Genomic DNA, 13,988 nt, shown 5'->3' on the forward strand with positions numbered 1-13,988 from the left:
ACCGAGCACGGCTCGGCGCTACCGAGGCAGGCCGCTGCATCCGGTAGTGACGGCCGCTGGCCGTCAGCCTCTGCTGTGGTGGGTGACGACCGTTGGTCGTCACGGGCCCTGCCGCTGCGCTCACCGAGCACGGCTCGGCGCTACCGAGGCAGGCCGCTGCATCCGGTAGTGACGGCCGCTGGCCGTCAGCCTCTGCTGTGGTGGGTGACGACCGTTGGTTGTCACGGGCCCTGCCGCTGCGCTCACCGAGCACGGCTCGGCGCTACCGAGGCAGGCCGCTGCATCCGGTAGTGACGGTCGTTGGCCGTCACGCCGTTGCTGCCGCCGCTGCCTTCGGCGCTACCGATCCAGCAGGCCGAACAGGGTGTGGCCGATCTGGTACAGGCTGATCGCCAGCACCAGCACGCCTACCGCGACCAGCACCCAGCGTTCTTTGACCCGCTTCACCAGCACCGCGGCCAACGGGGCCGCCATCATGCCGCCGATCAGCAGGCCGGCGACGATCTGCAGGTGCTGCAGCCCCATCGACAGCAGGAAGGTTGCCGAGACCGTCAGCGTCACCACGAACTCTGCCGCATTGACGGTGCCGATGGTGGTCCGCGCCTGGCCGCCGCGTGCCAACAGCGTGGAGGTGGCCACCGGCCCCCAGCCGCCACCGCCGCTGGCATCCAGGAAGCCTGCGACGGCACCCAACAGCGGTACGCGCTTGATGTCGCCCTTGGGCATCATCCGACCGGCCGCGCGCAACAGAATGACGATGGCGAGCACCAGCAGGTACAGATAAATCAATGGCCGGATGATGTCGCCAGGCAGCTGGGTGAGTCCGTATGCGCCGACCGCCCCGCCGATCGCGCCGGGTATGGCCAGGCGGACGAACAATCCGCGGTCCACGTTGCCGGCCATCAGGTGGGAAACCCCCGACGCGCCGGTGGTGAAGACTTCGGCGGTGTGGACGCTGGCGCTGACCTGTGCCGGTGGCAGGCCCATGCTGAGCAGCACCGAAGACGACACCAGCCCGAACGCCATGCCCAACGCGCCGTCGACCAGCTGCGCGCCGAGGCCGATCAGGATGAACCACCAGAATTCGCTGCTCAGCTCCATCACATCATCCTGCAGGACTGCCGTGCACCGGCAGGTGACGGCGGGGGTGACGCAGTGACGACCAACGGTCGTCACCCACCAGGGGCAGGGGTCACCCACCAGGGGCAGGGTCACCCAGGGGCAGGGTCACCCACCAGGGGCAACGTCACCCGCCTGGGGCCACGTCACCCACCAGGAGACCTTCAGCGCGTGCCGTACAGCACCACGGTCTTGCCGCGGGCATGCAGCAGGCCGTCCACCTGCAGCTTCTTCAGCACCCGGCCGGCCATCTCGCGCGAGCAGCCGACCAGCCGCGCCAGTTCCTGCCGGGATACCCGCAGCTGGCTGCCTTGCGGGTGGGTCATGGCCTCCGGTTCTTCGGCCAGGTCATGCAGGGTGCGCACGATCCGGTCGGTCACGTCCAGGAAGGCCAGGCGGCTGGCCTTGCGGCTGGTATCGAGCAGGCGCTTGGATATCTGCTGGCCCAGCGCGTACAGCAGGCGCGGCGCATCGTTGGACAGCGGACCCAGGAACAGCTGGTGCAGGCGTTCGTAGCTGATCTCGGCCAGCTCGCAGGCGGTCCGGGTGCGCAGGATGACCTCGCGGCGGTCCGATTCCACGAACAGGCCCATTTCACCAACGAACTCGCCGGTGCCGAAATAGCCGAGCACCAGCTCGCGCTCCTCGTCCTCTTCAGCAATTATTGAAACCGACCCACTGATCACGTAGTACAGGGTCCCGGCCGGGTCACCGGGACGGAACACATCGGTTCGGGCAGGGTAGCGACGCCGGTGGCTGTGGGCCAGGAAGCGGTCGATGGTAGCGATGTCCAAAGCCAAAGGACTGGTAGCAAGGCGCACGGTTGACACGATGGTGGCGCTCCCTCTGCGCATGAACGGATTCACGGGGTGGAGAGCAGCTTAGCGGAGCGCAAATGTTAAGAGCAAACAATTAGCCGTTCACGGCAGCCCGTTCAGGTCCCCCCTCGGGGAACAATTGCCTCATAATTGATCCTTTCCCCGCTCTTACAGGATCGCCGCCCGTGGTCAAGCCGTTGCCTCGCCTGAGGTTGCAAGGTTTCAACAACCTCACCAAGGCGCTGAGCTTCAACATCTATGACGTCTGTTACGCCCGCACCGAAGAGGAGCGTCAGCGTTACATCGACTACATCGATGAAGAGTACAACGCCGACAGGCTGACTCAGATTCTCACGGACGTCGCCGAGATCATCGGTGCGAACATCCTCAACATCGCGCGCCAGGATTACGATCCGCAGGGTGCCTCGGTGACGATCCTGATCTCCGAAGAACCGGTGATCGACAAGAAGCAGGCCGGCAAGGAGTTGATCTCCGATGCCGTGGTCGCGCACATGGACAAGTCGCACATCACCGTGCACACCTATCCGGAAACGCACCCGCAGGAAGGTATCGCCACCTTCCGCGCCGACATCGATGTGGCGACCTGCGGCGTCATTTCGCCGCTGAAGGCCCTGAACTACCTGATCGAGAGTCTGGAATCGGACATCGTGATCATGGATTACCGCGTGCGTGGCTTCACCCGCGACGTGAAGGGCAAGAAGCATTACATCGATCACAAGATCAACTCGATCCAGAACTTCCTGGCCAAGAACATCAAGTCGCGTTACGAGATGTTCGACGTCAACGTCTATCAGGAAAACATCTTCCACACGAAGATGCACCTGAAGGACTTCGACCTGGACCAGTACCTGTTCGAAGAGAAGGCCAAGAACCTGTCCTTCAAGGAACGCATGAAGATCGAGGCGCTGCTGCGCCGTGAAATCGAAGAACTGTTCCACGGGCGCAACCTGTCCGAGTGATACCGGCAGGGTCCTCCGGGGCCGTGCTTATGAAGGCGGGACGTCCCGCCCCGTGGAACCGCGATCTGCGCAGATCAGCGTTTCACGGCAGTCGACCGACCGACGGCCCGGTGTGAAGACACCGGGCCGTTTTGTTTTCGTTTAAAAAGTTGAGGAGTACCCCCATGCCCTGGATCTATCTGCTGCTGGCCGGCATCTTTGAAATCGGCTTCGCCATCGGCATGAAATATTCCGATGGTTTCAGCAGGCCGTTGCCGACCGTTGCCACCGTGGTGGCCGCATTGATCAGCCTGTTCCTGATGAGCCAGGCGATGAAGACCATCCCGGTGGGTACCGCCTACGCCATCTGGACCGGCATCGGTGCACTGGGCGTGGCGGTGCTGGGCATCTTCCTGTTCAACGACAGCGCTTCACCGGCCCGGCTGGGCTGCGTAGCGCTGATCGTGGCCGGTGTGATCGGCCTGAAGCTGGTTTCCACGCCCTGACCGGCTCATGAAAAAAGGGTCAGAGTCCTTTTCCGCAGGAAAAGGACTCTGGCCCCGGTTCCGGGCCTGCTCTGTGGTCCCTCAGAACCGGTAGGCGATCGTCTTCATCACCTTCGATGCCAGCGCCATCGCGCCGGGAATCGGGAACGGCAGGCGGCGCGCACCGGCCTGCTCGGCGTGCTCGGCATGCCGGGCTTCGTCTTCCTTCATCACCTTGATCACTTCGCGGCTGCGCAGGTCGGCTGGCGGCAGCGTCTCAAGGTGCTCGTCCAGGTGGGCTTCCACCTGGCGTTCGGTCTCCACCACGAAGCCGAGGTTCCAGCCGTCGCCCCGCAGCCCGGCCAGCGTGCCGATCGCATAGCTGCCGGCGTACCAGACCGGATTGAAGCGGCTGGGGCGGCTGTCCAGCTCGCCCAGCCGGATCGCACACCAGGCCAGGTGGTCGGTTTCTTCCTGCGCCGCTTCCAGCAGATGGGCGCGGGTGGCCGGATCCCGGGCGACCGCCGCCTGGCCGAAGTACAGCCCCTGTGCACAGACCTCGCCGACATGGTTGATCCGCATCAGGCCGGCCGCATGCCGCCGCTCGCCAGGGCTCATCCCGGGCTCGGCCGCGTCGGTGGCGGGGTAGGGGCGTTCTGCCGGCGGATTGCCGAACACCGTGTCCAACGCACGCTGTGCCTCGGTCAGCAGGTGGTCCAGCGGGGTGGTCTGGCGGAGCGCGCTCATGGTGGGGCCGGTGACGTCAGGGGAGCCTTGATTCTCGCCGCCCGGCGCGCCCCTGCCAACCCATGGGCGTGGGTGAACTTGCGCGGCGGGACGAAGCTGGGTAAAATCCCGCCTCTTGCGTTTCACCTTCACAACGCGTGGCAGAGTTCCGGCCCTCCTGGCCGCAATGAGCCCGACGACCTACATAGAGTTCTTCATGAGCACTTTCACCGCTAAGAACGAGACCGTCCAGCGCGACTGGTACCTCGTTGACGCCGAGGGCAAGACCCTGGGCCGTCTCTGCACCGAGCTGGCCCGCCGTCTGCGTGGCAAGCACAAGCCGGTCTACACCCCGCACGTTGATACCGGCGACTACCTGGTCGTCATCAATGCAGAAAAGATTGTCGTCACCGGCAAGAAGCTGCAGGACAAGATGTATCACCGTTTCACCGGTTACATCGGCAACCTGAAGACCGAATCGCTGGCCCAGGCGCTTGAGCGCCACCCGGAGCGCGTGATCGAGATCGCCGTGAAGGGCATGCTGCCGAAGGGTCCGCTGGGTCGCCAGATGTACCGCAAGCTCAAGGTCTACGCAGGCACTGAGCATCCGCACGCCGCACAGCAGCCGCAGGTTCTGGATATCTAATCATGGCTATCACTCAAAACTACGGCACTGGCCGCCGCAAGTCCTCCACTGCCCGCGTGTTCCTGCGCAAGGGCTCTGGCAAGATCACCGTCAATGGTCGTCCGCTGGACGAGTTCTTCGGTCGTGAGACTGCGCGCATGATCGTGCGCCAGCCGCTCGAGCTGACCAAGAACACCGAAAGCTTCGACATCCTGGTCACCGCTGCTGGCGGTGGCACCACCGGCCAGGCCGGTGCGATCCGCCTGGGCATCGCCCGCGCGCTGGTCGAGTACGACGAAACCCTGAAGTCCGAGCTGCGCAAGGCTGGCTTCATGACCCGTGACGCCCGTGAAGTCGAGCGTAAGAAGGTCGGCCTGCACAAGGCACGTCGCGCCACCCAGTTCTCCAAGCGCTGATTTACCGCGCCTGGCGTGGGGCCTTTCGGGGCCCTGCTGGGAGGAAAACAAAAACCCGGCTTCGGCCGGGTTTTTGTTTGCTCGTTGTTTGGGTTTTTGACCCTGCGTGTCGAGCAAGCTCGACACGCAGGGACCTCATCCGGAGTGGAGCCCCCTTGTTGTTCAAGGGAGCGCGCCGACAGGCGCGGGGATAAGGTGGAGTGCGTGACCAAACAAAAAGAAAAAGGCCTGATCTTTCGATCAGGCCTTTTTCTTTTTGTTTGGCTGCCCCGGATGGATTCGAACCACCGAATGCCTGAGTCAGAGTCAGGTGCCTTACCGCTTGGCGACGGGGCAAAATAGGTGAAGCAATTGTCTCACTTTCCATGTCGAAAACCAACCTCGGCATGGTGGCTATGGGTGGACTCGAACCACCGACCCCAGCATTATGAGTGCTGTGCTCTAACCGGCTGAGCTACATAGCCTTGTGTGAGCCGGCTATTCTGGGCATGCGTACGAAACATGTCAATAGTTTTGTGTGCTGCTTGTGGGCCGACAGACGGCATGGGATAGTCCCTGTCAGTAGATTTCTAGGAGTCCGCATCGTGATCGATCCGGACGGCTATCGACCGAACGTCGGCATCGTGTTGATGCGCCAGGACGGTCAGGTGTTCTGGGCACGTCGAGTGCGCCGGGATGGCTGGCAGTTCCCACAGGGCGGCATGAACACCGATGAGACGCCCGTCGAGGCCATGTATCGTGAACTGCAGGAAGAGACCGGCCTGCTGCCCGAACACGTTGAAGTGCTCGGTGCTACCCCCGGTTGGCTGCGTTACAAGCTCCCTGCGCGCGCGATCCGCCGCAATGAGCGCCAGGTGTGCATCGGCCAGAAGCAGGTCTGGTTCCTGCTGCGCCTGACCGGTGACGAGTCGCATGTGCAGCTGGACCTGACCGAGACCCCCGAGTTCGACAATTGGCGCTGGGTCGATTTCTGGTACCCGGTGGAGCACGTGGTGATGTTCAAGCGCGGCGTGTATGCGCGTGCGTTGCGCCACCTCGCACCGATGGCGCGGGGCGTGGCCGGTGCCGGGGTGACGCAGATGCCGACGGGGGCGCAGGAAGCCTGGATGCCGGGGCACGCGGCAGGCCATGATCGGCCGCGCAAGCGTCCAACCAAGCGCGGTTACTGGCCCAAGAAGGTGCAGGGCGATCCCACCTGATGATCGCCCCAGGCTGAACTCCATCGAGAATGATTCAGCTTGTCAATTGACAACCATTCGCGTTTGAAGTGGAATACCGGCAGGCCAGCATCGGCCTGCCAACCCCGGCCGCCATCGTGTACGTCTGCATCTGCAACGGAGTCACCGACCACCAGATCCGCGAAGCTGCGGTGGATGGCTGCATGACGGTGGCCGAACTGACGATGCGGACCGGCTGCGGTGCTACCTGCGGGTCCTGCCTGGACATGGCCGGCGACCTGCTGGCCAAGGCACGCAACACGCACGGGCTGCCCCTGCCGGTTCTCGGCACCCTGCAGGCCGCCTGACCGCGCGCGCCTGCGCGGCGACGCGCAACTGAGCACGATTCGCGTTCCTTCATCGCCGACGCAAAGCCGATACAGTGCCTGCGTTTTCAGCGTGCAGGAGCACCCCCATGAAAGGCGACGCCAAAGTCATCCAGTACCTCAACAAGGTGCTGTACAACGAACTGACTGCGATCAACCAGTACTTCCTGCACGCCAAGATGCTGAAGAACTGGGGCATCAAGGAACTCGCCGAGCACGAGTACAAGGAATCGATCGAAGAGATGAAGCATGCCGACATGCTGTCTGATCGCATCCTGTTCCTCGAAGGACTGCCGAACTTCCAGGCGCTGGGCAAGCTGCGCATCGGCGAAAATCCGTCGGAGATCCTGCAGTGCGATCTGGCGCTGGAAAGCGAGGCGGTGGAGGTGCTGCGCGAAGCGGTGGCCCATGCCGATTCGGTTGGCGACTACGTCAGCCGCCAGCTGTTCACGAAGATCCTGGATTCCGAAGAAGAGCACATCGACTGGCTGGAAACCCAGCTGGAACTGATCGGTCGCCTTGGCGAGCCGAAATACCTGCTCAGCAAGCTGGAAGACTGAGCGGGGGCAGGGGTGCCGACCAAGGTCGGCACTACGGTGGGCACTACCGCCGCTGCCAGCCGGCCAGTGCCATGCGTGCCCGCGCGAACTCGGCGACCACCCGCGCGGCGGCGACTACCGGCATCTGCAGCGTGCCGTTGCGCGCTTCAAGTTCAATGCGCCGCGCAGCAGAAGACAGGGCCATCGCGCCGACATTCGCACTGGATGACTTCAGGCTGTGCGCCAGCGCGCGCAGCTGTTCCTGGTCGTCTTCCTGCGCCGCCGCCTGCAGCTGCTGCACCGCGATCGGTGTGTCATGCAGGAACGCGTCGATGATCGCCTGCGTGCTCGACCCGATCACCTCGTACAGTTCATCCAGCACGGTCGGGTCCAGTGCGGCCTGCGAAGACTCCGCATCCTCGTCCGCTGCCACCCACTGGTGTCGCGCTTCGGTGCTGCCGATGTCCTGCGCGCCCAGGGTCCAGCGCTTCAGCATGCTTCGCAGCGCCGAAAGTTCAACCGGTTTGGACAGGTAGTCATCCATGCCCGCCTGCAGGCAGCGCTCACGATCACCGGCCATGGCATTGGCGGTCATGGCGATGATCGGCATCCGGGGGCGGGTGGATGTTGCTTCCTGCGCGCGCCATTGGCGGGTGGCGGCGTAGCCATCCAGCACCGGCATCTGGCAGTCCATCAGCACCACGTCGATACCCCCTGCGTGCAGTTCGCCCAGCGCCTGTTGGCCATCGTGCGCGGTGCGCACCGTGCAGCCCATCACTTCCAGCACGCGCTCGGCCACCATCAGGTTGACCATGTTGTCTTCCACCAGCAGCACCCGCAGGTCCAGGCGGTCGGGCGTGCCTGCAGTGGAGGGAGGCAGCGTTGCATCGCCAAGCAGCGCCGCAGGCCGCGCCGAGCGCGTTGCAGCCGGCACCAGCACCGCGTGCAGCGCCGCGTCGGCCTGCAGTTCGTCCACCCAATGCTGGCCGTTGCGTGCGGCTGCGTTGCCCAGGTGCAGCCACAGCACCTGGGGTGCTTCGGTACCGCGTTCGGCGAGCGCCCGCTGCACGGACGCATCGCCGTTGCGCAGCAGGCGTCCATCGACCACCAGCCAGGCCAGTGCACGGGTCCTCGCGCGGATGGCCTCCAGTGCCAGCGCCAGCGTCTGCACAGCCTGCACCTGAAGGCCATGCTGCGCGCCGACGCGCTGCACGCGCTGCTGCAGCAGGGGGTCGCAGCTGAGCAGCAGCAGGTTGCCCAGTTCCGGGCCGTGCCCGCTGCGGGTGTCTCCCAGCGCCTTCAACAGCGGGATCTCGAACCAGAACGTGGCGCCTCGCCCGGGCGCGGAATGCACGCCGATCTGGCCCTGCATCAGCTCGATGATGCGGCGGCAGATCGCCAGCCCCAGGCCGGTGCCACCGTACATGCGCGTGGTGGACGCGTCGGCCTGGCTGAAGGACTGGAACAGGCGCGACTGCTGTTCCTGGTCGATGCCGATGCCGGTGTCGACGACCTCCAGACGCAGCTCGTGCCGGAACGCGGTCTCTCCCAGCCGGCGCACCTTCAGCGTGACCTGGCCGCGGGCGGTGAACTTGATCGCGTTGGCCAGCAGGTTGCCGAGTACCTGGCGCAGCCGCACCGGATCGCCGCGAACCGACAAGCGCACGGCAGGGTCCAGCTCCAGCACGATGCGCAGGCCCTTGGCCTCGGCGGCACGCTGCATCAGCTGCACCACCCCTTCCAGCAGTTCGCGCAGGTTGAAGGTGGTGGTCTCCAGCACCAGTGCATTGGCTTCCAACCGCGAGTGATCGAGGATGTCATCGACGATGCGCAGCAGCTGTTGCGAGCTGGTGACCGCGGTGCCGAGCATCTGCCGCTGCTCCGGTTCCAGGCTGCCGCGCCCGATCAGGTCGAGCATCGGGATGATGCCGTTGAGCGGCGTGCGGATTTCATGGCTCATGGTGGCCAGGAACTCGCCCTTGGCCAGCACCGCTGCTTCGGCGGCCTGCTTGGCCAGCAGCAGCTGCTGCTCCAGCTGTCCCTGCTGTTCATGCAGCCGTTGCAGGCGCTCCAGTTCCTGCTGCAGCTGGCGCAGGCGCTGCTCGGCCTCGTCGGCCGGGGCTGCCCCGTGCACGCCGTGCTGCTGCGCCCGCAGCGGCCACAGCAGCAGCGCCACGCAGGCCGCTACCAGCCCCAGCCACGGCCAGGGGCCGTTCCAGCGCAGTGCCACGGCCAGCAGGCAGCCCACGCTGATGGCCGCCGCTGCCAGCCCGGCCCGGTAGATCCATCGGCCCCGTCCGTGGGTCACCGGGTCAGAGCACCGCGTTGAGGAAATCGAAATCCAGGTCGCTGCCGGCCGACTGCACCATGTTGCCCTGGATGAAGTCCACGCCGCCCACCCACATCGCGGCCGCGGCCTGGGGATCTTCGATCTGCTGGCCGATGATCAGCAGGTTGGCGCGGTGCGCCACGTCGATCGCAGCGCGCATTTCATCGCGCGTCTGCGGGTTGGCGTGGCTGCTGGAGAAACGTCCTGCCATGCGCACGAACGACAGCGGCAGCTGGGTCAGCAGGGCATTGGCCTCCGGCCCGGGTTCGAACTGGCTCAGGCAGAAGCGCACGCCCAAGGCACTGACCCGCGTGCAGAACTGCTGCAGGGTGACGGTGTGGATCAGCGCGTCAGGCAGGCGCACGTCGACCACCAGTGCACTGCCGTCCAGTTGCCGCTGCTGCAGCGATTCGATCAACCAGTCGGCGAACGCATCGCGTGCCAGCGTGCGCAGGGACTGCGATACGAACAGGTGCAGCGGCGGAGTGGCATGGCGGTAATGGTCGAGCAGGCCCAGCGCATGGTCTATCACCTGCTGGTCGAGGTCGGCGATGCGGCCAGCCGCCTCGGCCGCAGGTATGACCTGGCCGGCGGTCAGCACGCTGCCATCGGCCTGGCGCAGCCGCAGCAGCACCTGGTACTGCGCGTTGCCGCCGCCGGCCACGGCGACGATCGGCTGGTAAGCCAGTTCCAGCTGGCCGTCCAGCATCGCCAGGTGTTCATCGCTGCTGGTTTCTTCGTGCGGCACGAACCCGGCTACACCGGCGGTCAGCAGGCGTGCCTGCAGCGTGGTGCGCTCGATCGCCTCCAGCGCGCTGCCGACGTCCGGGAAGCCCGGCGACAGCGCCGCGAAACCGATCACCCCGCGCAGGTGCACCGATTCATCGTCGCGGATCACGAAGGCACGGCTGGACAACTGTTCGCGCAGCGACTGCGCGGTGGCGTCCAGCTGCTCTTCGTCGACGCCGCGTGCCAGGGCCAGGAAACTGTTGTCATTCAGGCGTGCCAGCAGGTGCGGCTGTGCGGCTTCGGCCAGCCGTTGTCCAGCCTGCACCATCAGGCGCTCGAAGGCGGCATAGCCATAGCGCTCGCGCAGGCCCAGCGCGCTGGCGATTTCGATGAAGAACAGACCGCCGCAGTCGCGGTGGCCGAGCGCGGCAGACAGCTGCTGCAGCAGGTGGTGGCGGGTTGGCAGCCCGGTTTCCGGATTGTTGAGCAGCGGACCGCCACGGTCACCGCTCTGCGCCGCCGCCTGCGCACGTGCGCGACGGATGCGGTTGGAGACCGCCGCGATCAGGTGGCGCGGGCGGATCGGCTTGCTCAGGTAATCATCGGCGCCGCTGTCGAGGACCTCGAACTGGCGTTCCGGATCGGGATCACCGCTGAGGAACACGATCGGCAACATCTGCAGGCCGGGCAACTGGCGGATCATCGCAGTGAGCCGCATGCCATCCAGTCCCGGCAGATGCAGGTCCATGAGGATCAGGTCCGGCGCATGCTCCTTGAGGGCCGGCTGCACGCTCTCCGCATCGCCCACCACGATCGCCTCCATGCCCGCACCGTGCAGCACGCTCTGCGCGAACAGGGCCTGCGCCCGGTCGTCTTCCACCACCAGGATGCGATAGGGCGCGTCGCTGGGGATGAAACCGGTCGGTAGATCGTCCTGTACATCAGCGGCGGTGTGCAGCGGGGGCGGTGTCGCACCGGGCAGCGCGATGACATTGTCGTCTGCCGCAGCCGTCGTCGCAGCGCTGGACGGCGTCTGCGAGGGCGCGCTGGCCCAACGCTGCCAATGATCGGCGGGCGGAGTTTCTGCACGCGCGTTGCGTGGCGGGTGGGTATCGTTCACGGAGTCGCCGGCAGGGGAGTTGGGGAGTGAGGGGATTATGCGGCAGGCCCGGTGCGGGGCGCGTCGCGATCGCCACCGGCCAGCCAGCGCACGCCTTTCCAGAGTGCGCGCCAGACCAGCCAGACCGTCAACGCGCCGGCCAGGCTGCAGGCCAGCACCACGCCCAGCGCAAGCCACGGATGGGCCAGCGCCAGCGCAAGGCCGCCGACCACCACGGTATCTTCTGCCGCCGAGGCGACCCAGTTGCTGGCCGGTTCGGGCGAGGTATTGAGCAGTGCGCGAGTGCCTGATTTCAACCCATGGCTGGCCAGCGCGACGCCCGCACCGGCCAGCAGCGTGCCGGTGCCGAGGTCCCCATCGGGCGACAATGTCGCGGCGGCGAGGAAGGCGCCGGCCGGCACGCGGGCCAGGGTCTGCAGCAGGTCCCATGCCGAATCCACGCCGGGGATCTTGTCGGCGAAGAATTCAGCGACGGCCAGCACCGCCGAGGTGCCCAGCACCCACCACGATTCGGTGGCCTGCAGGGCCGGTGGCAGGTCGACCCAGCCCAGCAGCCCGGCCAGACCCACGCCGAACACGGTGAGGTAGACGCGGATGCCGGCCAGCCAGGCCAGCAGGATGCCGATCACGAACAGGTGGGCGTCGGTCATGGCGAAGGCTCCGGTCAGCGACGTGGACGTGCATGCCGCGGGTAGCCGGCCAGCACGAACGGCACGTTCGAAGCCTGCACTATCGGCGATGGAGAGGCTGAACGCCACAGCTGCGGTCATGGACGGCCGCCGGTGTCACCTGCGTCGTGAACTACAATGGCCCGACTGATCCGCCGAGGCCGAGCCTGCATCGCACTGACCGATGCTCCGGAGACCTGCCATGAACAACCGTCCGCCTTCGCGCGTCCAGATCCGCATGCCCGGCCAGGCTGCCGGGCCGCATGACCGTCGTCGTCTCTGGGCGCTGGCTGCCGGCGCCCTCATCGCCCTCCTGCTGGCCGGCCTGCTCGGCTACTGGCTGGGCCGTCCGGGCGGTGAACTGGGCGATACCCTGGAAGGCGCGCAGCAGCGTGCCGAAAGCCTGCAGCAGCAGCTGGTCGAACTGCGCCAGAAGCAGGCCACGCTGGAAGCCTCCGACCGCATCAGCCGTGCAGCCAACAATGAGGTGCAGGCCTCGCTGGCCGAACGTGATGAGGAAATCGCCGGCCTGCGTGCCGATGTCGCGTTCTATGAACGGCTGGTCGGTGCCACCAGCCAGCGCAAGGGCCTCAATACCCATTCCATTGAGTTCCGCCCTGAAACGGCGGGGACCTGGCAGTACAGCGTGGTGCTGACCCAGAACCTCAACCGCGGCGCCATCAGCCAAGGGCAGATGCGCTTCACCGTGGAAGGGGTGAAGAACGGCCGGCTGGCCACGGTCAGCTGGGATGAGCTGCACCAGCGCAGCAACGTTCCGGGGCAGGAGTATTCTTTCCGGTACTTCCAGCAGCTGGGCGGCAGCGTGATCCTGCCGGCGGACTTCACCCCGCAACGGGTTAAGGTGACACTGGGAAGTGGAACGGGGGGTTCCACGCAGGTATTTGACTGGAAACAGGCCGGGGCACCGGCCGCGAACGGGGAGTAGGCAGATGTTTGGAAGCAGCAAGTCCAGCCGTGACGGACAGCTGGTGGTCGATGCGTTGATCGGCAGCCAGGTGGTGATCCGCGGCGACGTCGAATTCAGTGGTGGGCTGTACGTCGAAGGCCGCATCCACGGCAAGGTCATTGCCCTGGAGGGTGCAAGCAACGCCAACATCACCCTGGCCGACAATGGCGTGGTGGAAGGCGAGATCCGCGCCCAGGTGGTGGTCATCAGCGGCCGCATGGACGGCGATGTGCACGCCAGCGAGCGGGTTGAACTGACCCCGAGCGCGCGGGTGAACGGCAATGTCCATTACCAGGTGGTGGAGATGGCCGCCGGGGCGCAGCTGAATGGCCGGCTGATCCACGCCAGCGTGCCGATGGCCGCGCTTCCGCCGCCCGAAGGCGCTGCCGAAGAGACGGGCACCGGCAAGGGCGATACCGCCGCGCGCCGCAAGCTGGCCGAGGCCATGGCTTGAAAGCCGGCGCGGGCGGCCCCATGCTGACCGCATGAGCACGCTGATTTCACTACCCGGTACCGCCGAAGCGGCGCCGGGCTACCAGTCCCTTGACCGCCCGTTGAACTTCACCGAGTCCGCTGCGGCGAAGGTGCGCGAGCTGATCCAGGATGAAGGCAATGCCGAACTGGCGCTGCGCGTCTACATCGAGGGCGGTGGCTGTTCGGGCTTCCAGTACGGCTTCGAATTCGACGAGAACCGCGCCGAGGACGATCTGGCCGTGCAGACCAGCGGGGTCACCCTGCTGGTGGATCCGCTGAGCCTGCAGTACCTGATGGGCGCTGAGGTGGATTACACCGAGAGCCTGACCGGTGCGCAGTTCGTGATCCGCAATCCGAACGCCAAGACGACCTGCGGCTGCGGCAGCAGTTTCAGCATGTAAACGGCTTGCGGCAGCACTTCGCGTGCTGCCGAGGCTTGCCAGCAACCGTCCATCCGGGCAGGCTTGCCGC

16 protein-coding genes and 2 tRNA genes are annotated in these 13,988 nt (G+C 65.7%); 10 read left to right on the forward strand and 8 right to left on the reverse strand.

The features are described from left to right. Window positions 1-339: 339 nt before the first annotated feature. Together CXG43_RS07080 and crp are read right to left on the reverse strand one after the other, a co-directional pair. Window positions 340-1,101 carry a sulfite exporter TauE/SafE family protein gene (locus CXG43_RS07080; RefSeq protein ID WP_101099317.1) on the reverse strand — a complete coding sequence of 254 codons (762 nt, stop codon included), beginning with the start codon at window positions 1,099-1,101 and terminating at the stop codon, window positions 340-342. 182 nt (window positions 1,102-1,283) lie between these two features. Further along, a complete protein-coding gene (gene crp / locus CXG43_RS07085; RefSeq protein ID WP_042614302.1) occupies window positions 1,284-1,973 on the reverse strand; it encodes a cAMP-activated global transcriptional regulator CRP in 690 nt (229 codons plus the stop codon). 149 nt (window positions 1,974-2,122) lie between these two features. Here crp and speD point away from each other — a divergent pair, with 149 nt between their 5' ends. Together speD and sugE are read left to right on the forward strand one after the other, a co-directional pair. Further along, entirely contained in the window at window positions 2,123-2,917 is a 795-nt protein-coding gene (speD, locus tag CXG43_RS07090; RefSeq protein WP_042614283.1) for an adenosylmethionine decarboxylase, read from the forward strand. Window positions 2,918-3,081: 164 nt separating this feature from the next. Next, a complete protein-coding gene (sugE, locus tag CXG43_RS07095; protein ID WP_101099318.1) occupies window positions 3,082-3,402 on the forward strand; it encodes a quaternary ammonium compound efflux SMR transporter SugE in 321 nt (106 codons plus the stop codon). 81 nt (window positions 3,403-3,483) lie between these two features. Here sugE and coq7 read toward each other — a convergent pair whose 3' ends face one another. Next, a complete protein-coding gene (gene coq7, locus CXG43_RS07100; protein WP_101099319.1) occupies window positions 3,484-4,128 on the reverse strand; it encodes a 2-polyprenyl-3-methyl-6-methoxy-1,4-benzoquinone monooxygenase in 645 nt (214 codons plus the stop codon). 196 nt (window positions 4,129-4,324) lie between these two features. Between coq7 and rplM the strand changes: the two genes are divergently transcribed. Together rplM and rpsI are read left to right on the forward strand one after the other, a co-directional pair. Further along, window positions 4,325-4,753, forward strand: coding sequence for a 50S ribosomal protein L13 (gene rplM / locus CXG43_RS07105; protein ID WP_042614286.1), 429 nt, complete (start codon window positions 4,325-4,327; stop codon window positions 4,751-4,753). 2 nt (window positions 4,754-4,755) lie between these two features. Next, the gene (gene rpsI / locus CXG43_RS07110) at window positions 4,756-5,148 is read left to right on the forward strand and encodes a 30S ribosomal protein S9 (protein WP_042614287.1); all 393 of its coding nucleotides are present in this window, start codon (window positions 4,756-4,758) and stop codon (window positions 5,146-5,148) included. Between the two features lie 261 nt (window positions 5,149-5,409). On the opposite strand, the gene CXG43_RS07115 is transcribed toward rpsI, so the two are convergent. Further along, a tRNA-Gln gene (locus CXG43_RS07115) sits at window positions 5,410-5,484 on the reverse strand. 51 nt (window positions 5,485-5,535) lie between these two features. After that, a tRNA-Met gene (locus CXG43_RS07120) sits at window positions 5,536-5,612 on the reverse strand. A 120-nt stretch (window positions 5,613-5,732) separates the two neighbouring features. Here CXG43_RS07120 and CXG43_RS07125 point away from each other — a divergent pair. The 3 genes from CXG43_RS07125 (at window position 5,733) to bfr (ending at window position 7,251) form a co-directional block, all read left to right on the forward strand. After that, window positions 5,733-6,347, forward strand: coding sequence for an RNA pyrophosphohydrolase (locus tag CXG43_RS07125; protein ID WP_101099320.1), 615 nt, complete (start codon window positions 5,733-5,735; stop codon window positions 6,345-6,347). 116 nt (window positions 6,348-6,463) lie between these two features. After that, window positions 6,464-6,673 (forward strand): (2Fe-2S)-binding protein, encoded by a 210-nt coding sequence (locus tag CXG43_RS07130; protein ID WP_101099356.1) that lies wholly within the window; start codon window positions 6,464-6,466, stop codon window positions 6,671-6,673. A gap of 107 nt (window positions 6,674-6,780) precedes the next feature. Then, the gene (gene bfr / locus CXG43_RS07135) at window positions 6,781-7,251 is read left to right on the forward strand and encodes a bacterioferritin (RefSeq protein ID WP_042614289.1); all 471 of its coding nucleotides are present in this window, start codon (window positions 6,781-6,783) and stop codon (window positions 7,249-7,251) included. A gap of 43 nt (window positions 7,252-7,294) precedes the next feature. Here the strand turns inward: bfr and CXG43_RS07140 are convergent, their stop codons facing one another. The 3 genes from CXG43_RS07140 to CXG43_RS07150 form a co-directional block, all read right to left on the reverse strand. Then, complete coding sequence (locus CXG43_RS07140; protein WP_232767662.1) at window positions 7,295-9,460, reverse strand: ATP-binding protein; 2,166 nt, start codon at window positions 9,458-9,460, stop codon at window positions 7,295-7,297. An 82-nt stretch (window positions 9,461-9,542) separates the two neighbouring features. Next, on the reverse strand, window positions 9,543-11,408 hold the full coding sequence (locus tag CXG43_RS07145) for an EAL domain-containing response regulator (RefSeq protein WP_101099321.1): 1,866 nt from the start codon (window positions 11,406-11,408) through the stop codon (window positions 9,543-9,545). A gap of 35 nt (window positions 11,409-11,443) precedes the next feature. Next, window positions 11,444-12,058 (reverse strand): DUF4126 domain-containing protein, encoded by a 615-nt coding sequence (locus CXG43_RS07150; protein WP_101099358.1) that lies wholly within the window; start codon window positions 12,056-12,058, stop codon window positions 11,444-11,446. Window positions 12,059-12,278: 220 nt separating this feature from the next. On the opposite strand from CXG43_RS07150, the gene CXG43_RS07155 reads away from it, so the two are divergent. The 3 genes from CXG43_RS07155 to erpA are packed head-to-tail and all read left to right on the forward strand — an operon-like array spanning window position 12,279 to window position 13,918. Further along, window positions 12,279-13,022: a DUF6776 family protein gene (locus CXG43_RS07155; RefSeq protein ID WP_101099322.1), complete on the forward strand. Its 744-nt coding sequence runs from the start codon at window positions 12,279-12,281 to the stop codon at window positions 13,020-13,022. A 4-nt stretch (window positions 13,023-13,026) separates the two neighbouring features. After that, window positions 13,027-13,497 (forward strand): polymer-forming cytoskeletal protein, encoded by a 471-nt coding sequence (locus tag CXG43_RS07160; RefSeq protein ID WP_101099323.1) that lies wholly within the window; start codon window positions 13,027-13,029, stop codon window positions 13,495-13,497. A gap of 31 nt (window positions 13,498-13,528) precedes the next feature. Continuing rightward, window positions 13,529-13,918: an iron-sulfur cluster insertion protein ErpA gene (erpA, locus tag CXG43_RS07165; protein WP_042614293.1), complete on the forward strand. Its 390-nt coding sequence runs from the start codon at window positions 13,529-13,531 to the stop codon at window positions 13,916-13,918. The last annotated feature ends 70 nt before the right edge of the window (window positions 13,919-13,988 follow it).

The sequence above is a fragment of the Stenotrophomonas sp. Bg11-02 genome (assembly GCF_002836635.1).
Classification (GTDB): Bacteria; Pseudomonadota; Gammaproteobacteria; order Xanthomonadales; family Xanthomonadaceae; genus Stenotrophomonas; species Stenotrophomonas lacuserhaii.